Genomic DNA, 13,700 nt, shown 5'->3' with positions numbered 1-13,700 from the left:
TGGCCATTGACGCTTTCGGAATTAACGAGTGAATGACTCGTCGGTCGTATCAAGTCGAAAGCGAGCTCATGATCTCTTTTAAAGGTGCAAAATACCCGAAAGATGTGATCCTATTCGCAGTATTCTTCTACGTTCGATACGGCGTTTCCTACCGCGATCTGGAAGAGATCAGCCGCCCGGTCGCGTCGAATGTCCATTCCATCACTACCTCTCAAACTAAAGGCCGGACGCTTTAGGAGACGCCAGATTTTTTGCCTTAGTAAGTTGTGACCGTCACTTAGGGAAAGGATAGGCCTTCTTCGAATGCCCAAGCCCTTGTGATAGTAGACTGTCAAGCACCTGAACCGTCAGAGGCAGTGGATCAATAACAGGAACGGGATAGTCGATTTCCTGCAAATAATGACCAATTTCCTGGCCCATTCCTGTCCAGCCCGTGCACCCCAATACAACCACATCCGCCCGCAACTCTTCAACCGCTCGACGCGCAGATGCTTTCACCAAGGCCACAGATTCGGCTGGATCATCGCCAAAACTCAAAACTGAAATAGGCACAACTTCGGTTCCGGCATAACGGGTTTCCAGCCCGTATTTGCGCACAAGATCTTCCATCATCGGACGTGTGCGATCCAGCACAGTCACCAGCGAAAACTTTCGTCCAAGCGTGGCCGCGATCCCCATTGCGATCTGGGCTGGCCCAAGCACTGGAATGGATAGCACTTCGCGCAGAACATCCAACCCGGGATCCCCCATGCAGTCGATGACAACGCCATCAATCCCCGCCTCCTGGGCTTCTTTCCCGGCCCGCAACAAACCCGGTACACACCATGTTTCTTCCCATAAGCTTTCAATGGACTTTGGCCCCTCATCGATCAGGGTGAAATCTACATTAAGATTGTCGCCTAACAGCTCTTTCGGTGGGAAATTCAGCGGACCAACGATCGGCGTCAGAATACGAATGTTATTCATTCTTGATTCCTTGCGTGCTTTACGAGGCCCGTCTCCAATTTAAGCGTTGATAAGCTGCTCCGTGTATTCGTGGGCCGGGTTGGCGACGATTTCATAAGTCAGACCAAACTCAATTTGTTCACCGTGTCGCATGACCAGAAGGTTATCGGATGTGTGCTGAACAACCCCCAGATCATGGGTTACCATCAGCATCGACAGCCCCAGGCTTTCTTTCAGCTCGTCCAACAGGTTCAGGATTTGCGCCTGCACCGAGACATCCAGCGCCGATGTGGGTTCATCGAGGATCATCAACGTGGGTTCCAGCGCAAGTGCACGGGCAACAGCGACCCGCTGGGCTTGCCCCCCCGACAGTTCCCGCGCCCTGCGTTTCAAGTAATCGGCAGGCAACCCGCATTGTCCAAGCAGCATTTCAGAGCGATCCGCGATTTCGCTTTGGCTCAGATCGCCACTGGCAACCATCGGTTCTGCAAGGATCTTCGCAATCGAAAGCCGGGGGCTGAGCGATAGAAACGGGTTTTGTGACACAACACCGATACGGGCCCGCTGTTTACGCATTTCGGTGCCTCTAATGGCCAACCAATCCTGCCCGTCCAGTTTAATATGCCCAGATTCCGTTGGGATCAGGCGCAAAATAGATTTCAGAACGGTACTTTTTCCCGAACCACTTTCCCCGACAATTCCAAGAGTTTTGCCCTGTTCCAGCGCAAAAGATACCCCATCAACCGCCGGTTTCGGTGGGGCCGAAAAGAACGAACCTTTGCTGTATCGAATAACAAGATCGGACACTTCGACAATTGCATTCGTCATTTGGAAACCTCCAGATGGCAGGACCAGGAATGCTGGGGAAGCTCATGTTGTGGCGGTGGGGTATCGGCGCAGGCAGGCATGACACTCGGACAGCGATCTGCAAAAGGGCACCCGGCGATGCGTTCGTTGGGTTTCGGGGGATGCCCCTTGATCCCGGCAAGTTTCTGCCCCTTTGGCACCGACCCCGGCAGCGCATTCATCAGCGCACGGGTATAGGGGTGCTTCGGATTGTTTAGCAGAGCTGCCGTCTGCCCGTCTTCAACCGTTGTACCAGCGTAAAGTACGCTGGCACGCGTGCAACAATATTCAATGACATCCATGTCATGCGTGATCATCAGGACGGTCAGGCCACGGGTTTCCACCAATGACTTCAATACGCTCAGCACCTGCTTGCCAACGGTTTTATCCAGCGCGGTTGTCGGTTCATCCGCAATCAGGAAATCGGCCCCAGTCGCCAGCGCCTGTGCAATCACAACACGCTGTTGCATTCCGCCTGACAGTTCATGAGGGTAGCTTTTAAGAACCTTTACTGGATCCGGCAGGCCGGTCGCGGCCAACAGCTCTTTTGCGCGTCCATACCGCTGCTTTTTGCCCCCGGCGCTATGGATTTTCAGAACGTCATCCAATTGCGTGCCAATTGACAGAACCGGGTTCAACGCGGCAGCCGGATCTTGCGAGATCAGGCTGATTTTGTGCCCCCGCAAGCTGTCAGCCACTTCACGAAGATCTTCGCCAGCGTATTCAAACTGCTCGGCTTCAACACGAGCTCCATCAGGCAGCAAGCCTAGAAACGCCATGCCAGTGATGGATTTGCCGCAGCCGGATTCACCTATGATGCCATGGATTGTTCCAGCTTCTACAGACAAGGACACATTGCGAACAGCGCGCAAGGCTCCGAAGTGAATACTAAGTCCTTTTACTTCAATGATCATGGCTACCGCTCTTTTCTGCGTCGCGAACCGCATCGCCAAGCATACTGAAGGCGAGTGCGATGATAAAGATTGTCAAACCAGGCATCACGGCAATCCACCAGCGATCCGGGAAAACGGCCCGGCCGGCATTGACCATTTCGCCCCAATCCGCTGTTGGCGGCCTTACGCCAAGTCCCAGGAACGACAGCGCCGATCCGGTCAGAAGCGCCGGGCCGAAGTCCAATGCGCCCTGCACGCTGAGCGGGCGGAATACTGCAGGGAGGATGTGGCGAACCAGAATGACAGGGTGCGAGACACCCATAACCTGCGCCGCTTCGACATAGGGTTGTCCACGCAGCACCAGAACCTCGGATCGAGCCATACGTGCGTACCATGGCCACCAGCTGATCGAAATTGCGATGATACAGTTCCACATGCCCGCCCCAAGGGCCGCAGCGACCAGAACTGCCAGCAGCAGGGCCGGGAATGCCAGGAAAACGTCAGTAATTCGCATCAGCGTTTCATCGATCCAGCCACCCGAATAACCTGCAACAATGCCAACAGGCAATCCGATGCACAGCCCAATGATTACAACCGTCACACCGATGGTTACGGACACGCGCCCGCCATATATCACACGCGACAGGATATCCCGTCCAAAGGCATCGGTACCCAGCCAATGCTCGGGCGATGGGGGTAACAAGCGCGACGCGATATTCGGATCTCCTACCCCTTGCTCTGGGAACGGGGCAACATATGGGGCAAAAATGATGGCCAGCAGGAAGAGGCAAATAACCCCAAGCGCAATCGAGCCTGCCACTCCGAGTCTTGAAATAGCTGTATTCATGATACGGTCACCCTTGGATCGATGAAGGCCTGGGCGACGTCAATCACCAGATTCATGAAGACGTAGCAGATCGTCACAACAAGTGCCGATGCTGCGATCACCGGGAAATCCTTGGACAAGATCGCTTCGGAGATGTAGCGCCCAAGCCCAGGCCAGGCATAGATGATTTCAACCAGCACGGCACCGGTCAGCGAGAAGGCAAAGCTTAGCCCGATGATGGTCAGGGCGGGGCCAACGGCATTTGGCAGAGCATGGCCAAACAGAATGCGACGATGCGAGAGACCAAGAGCCCGTGCGGCAACTACGTGTTTACGCTCAAGGATCTCGATCATGAGCGACCGGGTCAGGCGCATAGCAATGCCAGTCGGATAAGCGGCCAGTGTCAGGGCCGGTAAGATAAGATGTTTGATCGCATCCCAAAAAGCATCGAAACGACCAGTCAACAGCGAGTCGATCAACAAAAAACCCGTTATCGTTTCGACTGGATCAAACAATGAGATGTCGCGGGAAATTCTGCCCGACAGGGGTAGAACATCAAGCCATTGTGCAAAGACCCACTGCAAAAGCATGGCCAGAAAAAAGCTTGGCATCGCAACAGCGGCAATAGAACCAATGCCTGTGGACGTATCAAACCAGCTGTGCTTCCAGTCTGCTGCAAAGACGCCCAGCGGGATTCCGATGACCAGGGCCAAACCGGTCGCAAAAAGTGCCAGTTCCAGCGTTGCAGGCAGGAATGATGCCAGATCGTTCCATATCAATTGGCGTGTTCGATAGGAAATGCCAAAATCTCCGACCGCCATCGAGGTGATAAAATCTGTAAATTGCACCCAAAGCGATTGATCCAGCTTTAGCAATTCACGGGCAGCGGCGATCTGGTCTGCCGTAGGGCGTGGTCCGGCGAACAATGTCGCCGGATCCGATGGTACAATTCGTGATGCCACGAAAACAAGGAAGGCAACGCCCAGCAACACAAAAGCCGACATAAACAACCTTCGAAGAATATACATCAATAGCTGCATGGTCCTGCCTCCCTTTCTGTTACTTGCTCAGTTCATCGCTGAAGACGACATGCGCATAGGCGGGGTTGTCGACATAGCCTTTGATGTCCGAACGAACGACATGAACATTCGGCAGATCCATGATGAAAACTGCCGGATAATCAGCGATCAGCATGCGCTGAGTGTCACGGAACATCTGTTCGGATGCAGCCCGATCTGATGCAGAAAGCTCATGCGCCGCATCAAGGTTGGCGTCAAATTCTGGGTTCGAATAGTACCCCAGATTGTAGATCGGTTCATCTTCGGAACGGAACATGTTGAGCAAATAGTCGTAGGGCGTGACATAGGTTGGCCACCAGTAGAACATGAAAATGTCCTGGGCATTTGCCGGGTCAGACTTGGCAAGATCCCACTGCGCTTCCCAACTCATGGGTTGCAGGTTCATCTTCACACCAATCGTGGCAAGGTTTGCACGCCACAGTTCACTTGCCAGCGCCTCGAGCTTATCACCGTTGAAATAGGTCAGCGTGAGCTCAAGATCGGTGACACCGGTCGCTTCCAGAATGGACTTCGCTTCTTCCAGATTGGTCATCGCCATTGGCGCTTCCGGGTCATGGCCCCAGATACCAGGCGGAATTGCACCACGTGCTCGGCTACCCAAACCATTGGTGCCTGCGCCGACGACATCATCGTACGGGAAAGACATCGCCAGCGCGCGCCGGACGTCTACATTGTCCAATGGGGCCTTCTTCGTGTTCATGAAACCCACCAGGTTCTGGAAAGATGGGTTTACAACAACATCCAGATCCGGGTTGCTTTCCATCCTCTCCAGGTTTTCGTATGGCAAACCATAGGTCCAATCCGCCTGCCCGCTTTCCAGCATGCTTTGCGCCAGAACCGGATCCTCGCTGATTTCCAGAACCACATTGTCAAAGCGGTCTTCATCACGGCCGCCCCAATAGTTTTCATTGCGCGCCAGAATACAACGCTGACCCGGCTCATTGCGCATGATCTTGTAGGGGCCTGTGCCGCCGGAATTGCCTGCATTGAACCATTCGTTGTCCTGCTCAACAGCAGCCGGGCTTAGAATCCAGGCCGCATAGCCAGCCGAAACCGTAACGTCCATCGGCTGGGCATAGGCCAGCTTCAGAACAACAGTCATGTCATCAGGTGTCTCAATCTGTTCGACAGCATCCCAAATAAAGGACGCACCGCCAGCAAGCGTTTTTGTGCGCTCGATGGATTTTTTGACCGCTTCAGCATTCAATGGCGCACCATCGTCAAAGGTAACTCCCGAACGCAGGTGGAACGTCCATGTGCGCCCCTCATCTGCCGATTCCCATTTTTCGGCCAGCAAAGGTGAAACCGTGCCTGATCCGGTTTCAGGATCCGGGATGTAACGGGTCAAGGTTTCATAGCAGTTCGCCATGACGGCGTTGTCATTCGAAAATGAGGTGGAAGGATCTAGACTGGGAAAGCTGGTCGGATATGCCAGCGTCAGCGTTTTCCTGCCTTGCGCGGCAGCAAACATCGTTGACGAAAAATATCCGGCGGTCGCCAGCCCCGTGAGTGTTGCTGATTTAAGAAAATCACGACGTTTCATTGTAGGTCTCCTTTGTCGGTTAAGTCTCTTCAGTGATTGATTTCGCTGTATTTTTGTAGAATTTTACTGGTGCAGGGTCGTAGGGCTCATCCATTGGGACGAACTCACAGTCATACCCGAAGGCGCGAGGTCCCATGACGTCCAGCGCCGCGTCGCTGCGTAAATAGCGGGGGGCAGGCAGACACAGAACACTGATGCGCAACCCATAGCGCAGTTCTTCGGTCTGGATTGGTTTGCCTGTTTTACTGTCTACGATGCAGATCAAATCCGGCACCATTACCAATGGCTCATCGTTTTCACGGGCAAAAATGAATTCGTTCTGGATGTCGATTTTCACATTGCGTCCGGTGTCATCCCCCAGCCCCGCAACATTCAAAAGCCCGCGCGCAAAACCGCCCGAAAGCGTGCGCTCGATATCAATGATCTTGCCCCGGATCAAAGGTCTGCCGCCCGAAGTTGCCAAAACAGCATCCACGGGATCCGTCTTGTCGTCTTGTGCGTTCAACACTGCATTGCCCAATTCCCAGGCAAAACTCACTGTGTGCCGAATGCTGTGTTTCTTGATGAACGCACCCGTCATCGGCGCGGTGGCCATGAAAGCGGAACATCCCATGGTGATCGTCATCGACCGCATCATGCGCTCAAGCTGCACGGCGTCCTGTACTGCGGTTACGACCATCGCATTGCCATGGGTATCCGTCAGTGCCGCTGGAGTGGTCGCCTGCCCACCCACAAAGAACGATGTCATCTGGGTCTCGGGAAAGGCGCGGCCCATGCCATCGGCATCAACAATCGGCAGGCCGCGAACTGCGGCGGGATTCATCGGGGAAAGCCCATTGCCACCGCCGATCTCATCGGCAATCAATGCCGCAATCTTCAGCCCTGTCGCCTGCTCCATGGCATCGATGATCCGATCACCTTCGAAACCCTCTTCGATTTTCTCCAGGCCAACCGTAGGTGCGCCGATGGCCCCAACAGCCAGAACAATGGCATCATCGGGCAGATCATCGGGCTGAATGATTTTGATTTCATGCCCCTGACGCAGTTTTTCGCGGGCCATCAGTTTTGCAAGATATGAGTTGCCACCACCACCCGTGCCAAGGATGCCGGTCCCGATGGCGATACGCTCAATGTCGCTTTCTGTAAGTGTCCAGGTCTTCATGCGCTCAGATCTCCTACGACTTTGACCGAAATGCGCACCGCATTGCCCGGCAGATAGGCCAGCGGTGTTTCGGAAATGTCGGTAATTTCGATATTGCTTTGGGAGGCACCGGCTTCGACCGCGCGTTTTGTTGCCTCGCTGATCACGTCTTTCAGAGCGGCATCGCGAGAAGTGCCATCAAGGGAAACGATGGTGTCCATTTCACCCGACACCTGCGCGATGGCCGCACCGATCGCATTCGCCGATCCGAAATGTTCGGGCTTGAGAACCTTGCTCACGCCCTCCAATTCGCGGCCAACCAGGATAGAACCACCACCAACCAGAATGGCCGGGATCGGTTCCTGGCTGGGTTTCATACGATCAATCACATCTTCGATGTCGGCTTTCATCCTGGCAACGGCTTTGCTTACCAGTGCAGGATCAAGATCCGCAACGCGCGATGCATCACCAAGCGTGGCCAGGCCAGATGCCACGGCAATATCGGAAGATGTTAGGACATCGCCGCCAAAAATCCGGGCCATTTGGATGATTTGATAGCCAACTGATTCAGGGCCGATTTCAAGTGCGTCAGCGGTACCTTGAACAATACTGCCACCACCCAGACCAATGGAATAGACATCCGGCACGCGGAAATTTGTTTGCACATCTGCGATCTTGGCGCCTTCGCCTCGGCCTCGCGGGAAGCCGCCGACCAAAAGGCCGATATCTGTGGTGGTCCCACCAATATCAACCACAGCCGCATCGTCCAATCCGGTCAGGAATGCCGCACCCCGCATTGAGTTTGTTGGGCCAGACGCAATGGTAAAGATAGGGAATCGCTCGGCAAAATCGGATGACATCACGGTGCCATCATTCTGCGTCAGATAAAGCGGACAGGTCATCCCCAGCCGTGCAAAGGCCTCGCGGAAGGCTGCAACCGTACGAATGCCAAGGTCCGTCAGGCTGGAATTCAGAATAGCGGCACTTTCACGCTTCAAAAGGCCGGTGTGACCAATACGGTGCGACAGGCTGATTGCTGCGCCGGGCAATTCTTCGGCCACGATCTCACCAGCGCGCCGCTCCATTTCCCCGTCAACCAGCGCAAAGACTGCGCAGATTGCAACGGCATCGACCCCGCGGCTTTTCCAATCACGGCATTGGGCCCGGATCGCGTCTTCATCAAGCGGCGCCAGCGGGCGCCCATCAAATTCAACTCCACCACCGACAAGGGCCACGCCTCCGTCGACCACTTCACGCAAGGCTTCGGGCCAGTCCACCATGGGCGGCAACGAACGTGTCGCAGGACCACAAAGCCTGAGCACACCAACTTTCTGAAGATGGCGGCGCTCAACGACGGCATTCAGAAAATGCGTTGTACCGATCATCACGGCTTCAACGTCTTCTCCGGTCACTCCCGCTTTATCAAGGACACTTTTAATTGCATCCACGACGCCATCGTCGACATTAGCAGATGTTGGCCGTTTGACAGTGGCCATCACCGTTGAGCCCTTTAACAGAGCCGCATCGGTATTTGTGCCTCCGACATCCACTCCAATTCGCAGGATTTCATTCATCTACTCTGTTCCTTTTACAGATGCGCCTGCTTCGCTGCTTTTGCTCAGGGCTGTTGTGCGTGTTCCAAAGACCTTGTAGAAACGCAGAACAATTCTGACATCAACGCGGCGCACGCCTTCTGTCTTGGCCATTCGTTTTTCCGTGAAGTCGAAAAGGGATGCGTTATCGGCGGCAAAGACTGATGCGCTCAGCGAGTTTTCCCCCGTTGTGGCTGCCAGAAATCCAACTTGGTCAAATTCACCCAATCGTGCAGCAACTTCGTCAATCCGACCCGGATCTACGTCGATCATTACTTCGGCATGGATGCCGGGATCATCAATTGAGGGATCCGGAATTGCGCTTATGACGATCTGACGCGATTGCAGCAAAGAGGCGATTCGGTTTCGGATCGTACGCTCTGTGACTTTGCCTATTTTTTGTGCAATTTCCGAAGCGGAAGCACGCCCATCCTGCGATAGATACCGAATGATGTCTCGATCAATATCGTCATGTTTAACGCTCATCTCCATTTCCTCCCGCAGCAATCAATAGCAGATTTCCGAAAAAGTTCAATATTTGTAGCTTTGTTTCCCTTTCGGAAGCCATAACTTCAAAACCTTGCCTTTTAGGTTGCAGATCTAAACATTATTCCCTTCCGACAATCCTTGCGGCCACCTTCTAACCGACGGATTGGATGCCCCTCCTGCCGGTTCAAAACGGAACCACCCGAGCCGGGACAATTTGGGAAAAATGCAGGGGGACAATTGCAAAGGGGGCGGAGTATATCGCACGCGAAGTCGGGCCGCTACGTCACGAAGGCATTTGGGAAGTCGCATGCTCGGACATTGCGTTCGTCGTACATGGTCAGGTGGGCATCAAGGAAAAGTGATATTTCTGGGTCTGCCATGTGTCGCTGACGCCTTGACATAAGCTTTGATAAAGTTCGCCCATCTGCGGGGCACGATCCTCCTTTTAGCCATTCACGATAGTTGTGCTTGCGTCCTGACAACCGGGAAACTGTCAATCGGCCGCGATGACGTGAGAATGGCGGTGAGAAAGTCGACCACGGTAGCGGCGGGATGACCCTGCTGCGGGCGGCGTAAAAGTCGTCCATCTTTGCCCTTCTTTTCGTAACGGAGGGGGGGCGGGAGGATCTTTTCCGTGGATTTGTATCGTAAAGTTCGTCTGGCCTGTGCCGAGGGCATGAGCCAGCGAGAAGCGGCCCGGCATTTCGGGATATCTCGTGACAGCGTTCGCAAGATCTTGGCGTTTTCGGTCCCGCCCGGCTACCGGCGGTCAGCACCGATCCGGCGGCCCAAGCTGGATGGGTTCACCGGGATCATCGATCAATTGTTGTCGGAAGATCGGCAGCGACCGCGCAAACAGCGGCATACGGCCAAGCGGATCTTCGAACGCCTGCGCGATGAGCATGGCTTCGAGGGTGGCTACACCATCATCAAAGACTATGTTCGGGAGCACTGTCGACGGCATCGGGAGATGTTCGTGCCGCTTAACCATGCACCCGGCCATGCTCAGGCCGACTTCGGCGAAGCAGTGGTGGTGATCGGCGGCATTGAGCAGAAGGCTCACTTCTTTGCCTTGGATCTGCCGCACAGCGATGCCTGTTACGTTCGAGCCTATCCAGCGGCTACGGCCGAGGCCTGGATGGACGGGCACGTCCATGCCTTTGGGTTCTTCGGGGCGGTTCCGCAGTCGATCCTGTACGACAACGACCGGTGCCTTGTGGCGAAGATCGAGCCCGACGGAACTCGCAGACGCGCGCGGCTGTTCAGCGAGATGCTGTCTCATTACGTGATCCGGGACCGCTACGGACGTCCAGGTAAGGGCAACGACAAGGGGTCCGTCGAAGGGCTGGTTGGCTATTCCCGGCGCAACTTCATGGTGCCGGTCCCGAGTTTTCCGACTTGGGATGCCTTCAACAACTGGCTCGAAGAGCAGTGCCGGAAGCGCCAAAACGACAAGCTGCGCGGGCACAATGAGACGATTGGAGAGCGACTTCAACGCGATCTGGAGATCATGGCGCCGCTTCCCGCCCGGTCCTTCGAAGCCTGTGACCAGGCAACGGGCCGGGTCAGTTCGCTTGCGTTGGTGCGCTACAAGACCAATGATTATTCCGTACCGGTTGCCTTTGGACACCGCGATGTCTGGATCCGCGCCTATGTTGACCGAGTGGTCATCGGATGTGGTGGTGAGGCCATCGCGCGGCATGTTCGCAGCTACAACCGCGAGGACATGGTCTTCGATCCGGTTCATTACCTGCCGCTGATCGAGAAGAAGATAAACGCTTTCGAACAGGCGGCTCCGCTGGCCGGATGGGAGCTTCCCAAGGCGTTTGATACTCTCCAGAAGCTAATGGAGGCACGCATGCTGAAAGCCGGACGGCGCGAATACGTGCAGGTCCTACGGCTGCTCGAAAGCTTCGAGATGGAGGAGGTTCATGCTGCCGTGAAGACGGCTCTTTAGATGGGTGCGATCAGTTTCCCCTCTCATTGATTGCTGTGCAATCAACTGCCGGGCAGTGGATGCCGTGAAGCATCTGGTGCTGTGTCGGGTGGAGCGGCGACCGCCGAGGCTCGACTTGGATGTCTACCCGTTCCTGCCACGGGCCAAGGTGGCGACGACATCTCCGGCCAGCTACATGTGCCTGACAACAGGTACCTCAACATGACGGAGACGCCACAAATCCTGCTGAACCACCAACTCAAAAAGCTGAAGCTGCCGACCATCCTGCGGGAATACGACAAGCAGGCCCGGCTCTGTGCCGCCGAGGGCCGCGACCATGTCCAGTTCCTGTCCCGTCTGATCGAGCTCGAACTCATAGACCGGGAACAGCGGATGATCGAACGCCGGATCAAGGCCGCGAAATTCCCGGCGACCAAGAGCCTTGATAGCTTCGATTTTGCCGCGATCCCTTCTTTGAACAAGATGCAGGTCCTGGAGTTGGCGCGTGGTGAATGGATCGACCGCGGAGAGAACGTCATCGCTCTCGGCCCCAGCGGCACCGGTAAGACCCACGTGGCGCTCGGCCTCGGTCTGGCCGCCTGCCAGAAAGGCCTGGCGGTTCTGATCAGCCCCACCTGAGTGGTCCAATTTGATTGTTAGTGCATGATCGGCCTTTGGTCCATCTGGACGATGGTTTCCGGGGCTGGGGGTCGGTAGCCCAGAGCACTATGAGGGCGTTTCGTGTTGTAGTGTCTCCTCCATTCTTCGATCAAAATCTGCGCCTCGCGCAGGCTGTAGAAGACTTCTCCATTAAGGAATTCATCGCGGAAGCGAGCGTTGAAGCTTTCGCAGTATCCGTTCTCCCAAGGTGAGCCTGGTTCGATGTAAGCCGTCTTGGCTCCAACGGCTTTGATCCAGTCCTGTATGGCCTGGGCAACGAACTCTGGGCCATTATCCGAACGAATGAACGTCGGCACGCCGCGCAGGATGAACAGGTCGCTCAGCGCATCGATGACATTGCCCGAGTTGAGCTTACGGTCCACACGGATGGCCAGACATTCCCGGCTGTACTCGTCGATGATGTTCAGTGTCCGGAACGCCTTCCCGTCGTCAGTCCGACAATGCACGAAGTCATAGCTCCAAACATGATCGCGGTGTTCAGGCCGTAACCGAACGCACGATCCATCATTGAGCCAGAGCCGCCCTTTCTTTGGTTGTTTCATTGGCACTTTCAGCCCCTCTCGTCGCCAAAGTCTTTCGACGCGCTTGTCATTCACATGCCAGCCTGCATCTCTCAGCATCGCTGCGATCCTATGGTAGCAATACCGGCCGTATTGCCGGGTGAGCTCGATCATGTCGGTTACCAACCGCTCTACGTCAGCACGTCCCATGGGCAATTTGCGTTGGGTGGATCGGTGTTGTCTCAGAACGCGGCATGCACGGCGCTCTGAGACCTTCAACTCAGCGCGCACACGATCAATGCAGGCTCGGCGGCGAGCGGGGCTCAGAAGTTTCTCTTGGCCGCCTCCGCAAGGATGAGCTTGTCCAAAGTCAGATCCGAAACGGCCTTTCTCAGCCGTTCGTTCTCTTTCTGCAGGCGCTTCAATTCCTTCAATTGGTCCGTGCCCATTCCACCGTATTTCTTCTTCCAGCGGTAATAGGTTTGTTCTGTCACACCAATCTGCCGGATCGCATCCAGACGCGGCATCCCTTGCCCCGTCAGAACCTCAACCTGCCGCAACTTCGTGACAATCTCTTCGGGTTTCGGTCGCTTGTTGGCCATGTGTTTCCTCCGTTTTACTAACATAGCGGAGGACCACTTCAGTGGGGGAAGACCCGTACACGAGTCTGAAGCCGCCAGAGACCTCAGCCAAAACGATTGCTGTTATCAACGGCACGCTGAGATAGGCCGCAAAATGTAGCAACTCTGTGGGGATCAACGAAACCTGCATACTCAGATACCTATACAAACAAACATGGGATTATTTCACATCTGGTCCAGCGACCCGAGCACTAAAACCGATATGAAGCTGAAGGTAGAATGATCAGCACCCACTGACCGACGCTGTGAGTAGACGAGAGAGACATCGGTCAGTGGGGGTTGCCGAGTGTTGTTTCGCGAGGGGGTCGGCTGAAACAACTGTGTCGGCATCGGGTTTGCTTTTCCTGGCTGGATCGTGAGTGGTTTGGGTCAAATTAGCGGTTCGAGAATTTCACTTAATGTAACTCAACTATAGCACGAGTTACGTGGGGTGAGGAGGGCCTCAATTTGGTACTTTTCCGTACAAAAACAATGATTTGTTCAATTAATTGAGAGTTTGGCAGCTCTATAGCTAGGCTCCAGACTCATTGATTTACAGCCAGAACAAGACGGTTGCGGCGAGAGCTATAGCGGACAGGAAGACCTTGG

Annotated in this window: 10 protein-coding genes and 3 pseudogenes; 3 read left to right on the top strand and 10 right to left on the bottom strand. The window is 54.9% G+C overall.

Features of this window, described 5'->3' with window-relative positions:
• Positions 1–68 precede the first annotated feature (68 nt).
• A pseudogene (locus tag Q0816_RS16690) lies at positions 69–170 on the top strand (IS6 family transposase); the annotation flags it as partial.
• Between the two features lie 103 nt (positions 171–273).
• Here Q0816_RS16690 and Q0816_RS16685 read toward each other — a convergent pair.
• From Q0816_RS16685 to Q0816_RS16645, 9 genes are read right to left on the bottom strand one after another with little or no spacing between them, the layout of a single operon-like run.
• Complete coding sequence (locus Q0816_RS16685; protein WP_298852636.1) at positions 274–966, bottom strand: aspartate/glutamate racemase family protein; 693 nt, start codon at positions 964–966, stop codon at positions 274–276.
• A 39-nt stretch (positions 967–1,005) separates the two neighbouring features.
• Positions 1,006–1,773, bottom strand: coding sequence for a dipeptide/oligopeptide/nickel ABC transporter ATP-binding protein (locus Q0816_RS16680; protein WP_298852635.1), 768 nt, complete (start codon positions 1,771–1,773; stop codon positions 1,006–1,008).
• The gene (locus tag Q0816_RS16675) at positions 1,770–2,705 is read right to left on the bottom strand and encodes an ABC transporter ATP-binding protein (RefSeq protein WP_298852633.1); all 936 of its coding nucleotides are present in this window, start codon (positions 2,703–2,705) and stop codon (positions 1,770–1,772) included. The genes Q0816_RS16680 and Q0816_RS16675 overlap by 4 nt, the downstream gene beginning before the upstream one ends.
• Positions 2,695–3,531, bottom strand: coding sequence for an ABC transporter permease (locus Q0816_RS16670; RefSeq protein WP_298852631.1), 837 nt, complete (start codon positions 3,529–3,531; stop codon positions 2,695–2,697). The genes Q0816_RS16675 and Q0816_RS16670 overlap by 11 nt, the downstream gene beginning before the upstream one ends.
• Complete coding sequence (locus Q0816_RS16665) at positions 3,528–4,550, bottom strand: ABC transporter permease (protein ID WP_298852629.1); 1,023 nt, start codon at positions 4,548–4,550, stop codon at positions 3,528–3,530. Before Q0816_RS16665 ends, Q0816_RS16670 begins: the two co-directional genes overlap by 4 nt.
• 19 nt (positions 4,551–4,569) lie before the next feature.
• Positions 4,570–6,132: an ABC transporter substrate-binding protein gene (locus Q0816_RS16660; protein ID WP_298852628.1), complete on the bottom strand. Its 1,563-nt coding sequence runs from the start codon at positions 6,130–6,132 to the stop codon at positions 4,570–4,572.
• Positions 6,133–6,151: 19 nt separating this feature from the next.
• Positions 6,152–7,294 (bottom strand): DUF917 domain-containing protein, encoded by a 1,143-nt coding sequence (locus Q0816_RS16655; protein ID WP_298852626.1) that lies wholly within the window; start codon positions 7,292–7,294, stop codon positions 6,152–6,154.
• Positions 7,291–8,847 (bottom strand): hydantoinase/oxoprolinase family protein, encoded by a 1,557-nt coding sequence (locus Q0816_RS16650; protein ID WP_298852622.1) that lies wholly within the window; start codon positions 8,845–8,847, stop codon positions 7,291–7,293. Before Q0816_RS16650 ends, Q0816_RS16655 begins: the two co-directional genes overlap by 4 nt.
• Positions 8,848–9,351 (bottom strand): Lrp/AsnC family transcriptional regulator, encoded by a 504-nt coding sequence (locus Q0816_RS16645; RefSeq protein ID WP_298852618.1) that lies wholly within the window; start codon positions 9,349–9,351, stop codon positions 8,848–8,850.
• A 679-nt stretch (positions 9,352–10,030) separates the two neighbouring features.
• Here Q0816_RS16645 and istA point away from each other — a divergent pair.
• Positions 10,031–11,516, top strand: a pseudogene (istA, locus tag Q0816_RS16640) (IS21 family transposase).
• Positions 11,513–11,911 (top strand): annotated as a pseudogene (locus tag Q0816_RS16635) (ATP-binding protein); the annotation flags it as partial. The pseudogenes istA and Q0816_RS16635, both read left to right, overlap by 4 nt.
• Before the next feature lie 35 nt (positions 11,912–11,946).
• Here Q0816_RS16635 and Q0816_RS16630 read toward each other — a convergent pair.
• A protein-coding gene (locus Q0816_RS16630) for an IS3 family transposase (protein WP_298852615.1) occupies positions 11,947–13,073 on the bottom strand; the annotation gives its coding sequence in 2 pieces (ribosomal slippage) (positions 11,947–12,806 and positions 12,806–13,073; 1,128 coding nt in all).
• Between the last annotated feature and the right edge of the window lie 627 nt (positions 13,074–13,700).

Origin of the sequence: uncultured Ruegeria sp. (genome assembly GCF_947497005.1) — a bacterium.
Lineage (GTDB): Bacteria > Pseudomonadota > Alphaproteobacteria > Rhodobacterales > Rhodobacteraceae > Ruegeria.
The sequence above is the reverse complement of the archived record's forward strand: the minus strand, read 5'-3'. Positions and strand labels throughout refer to the sequence as shown.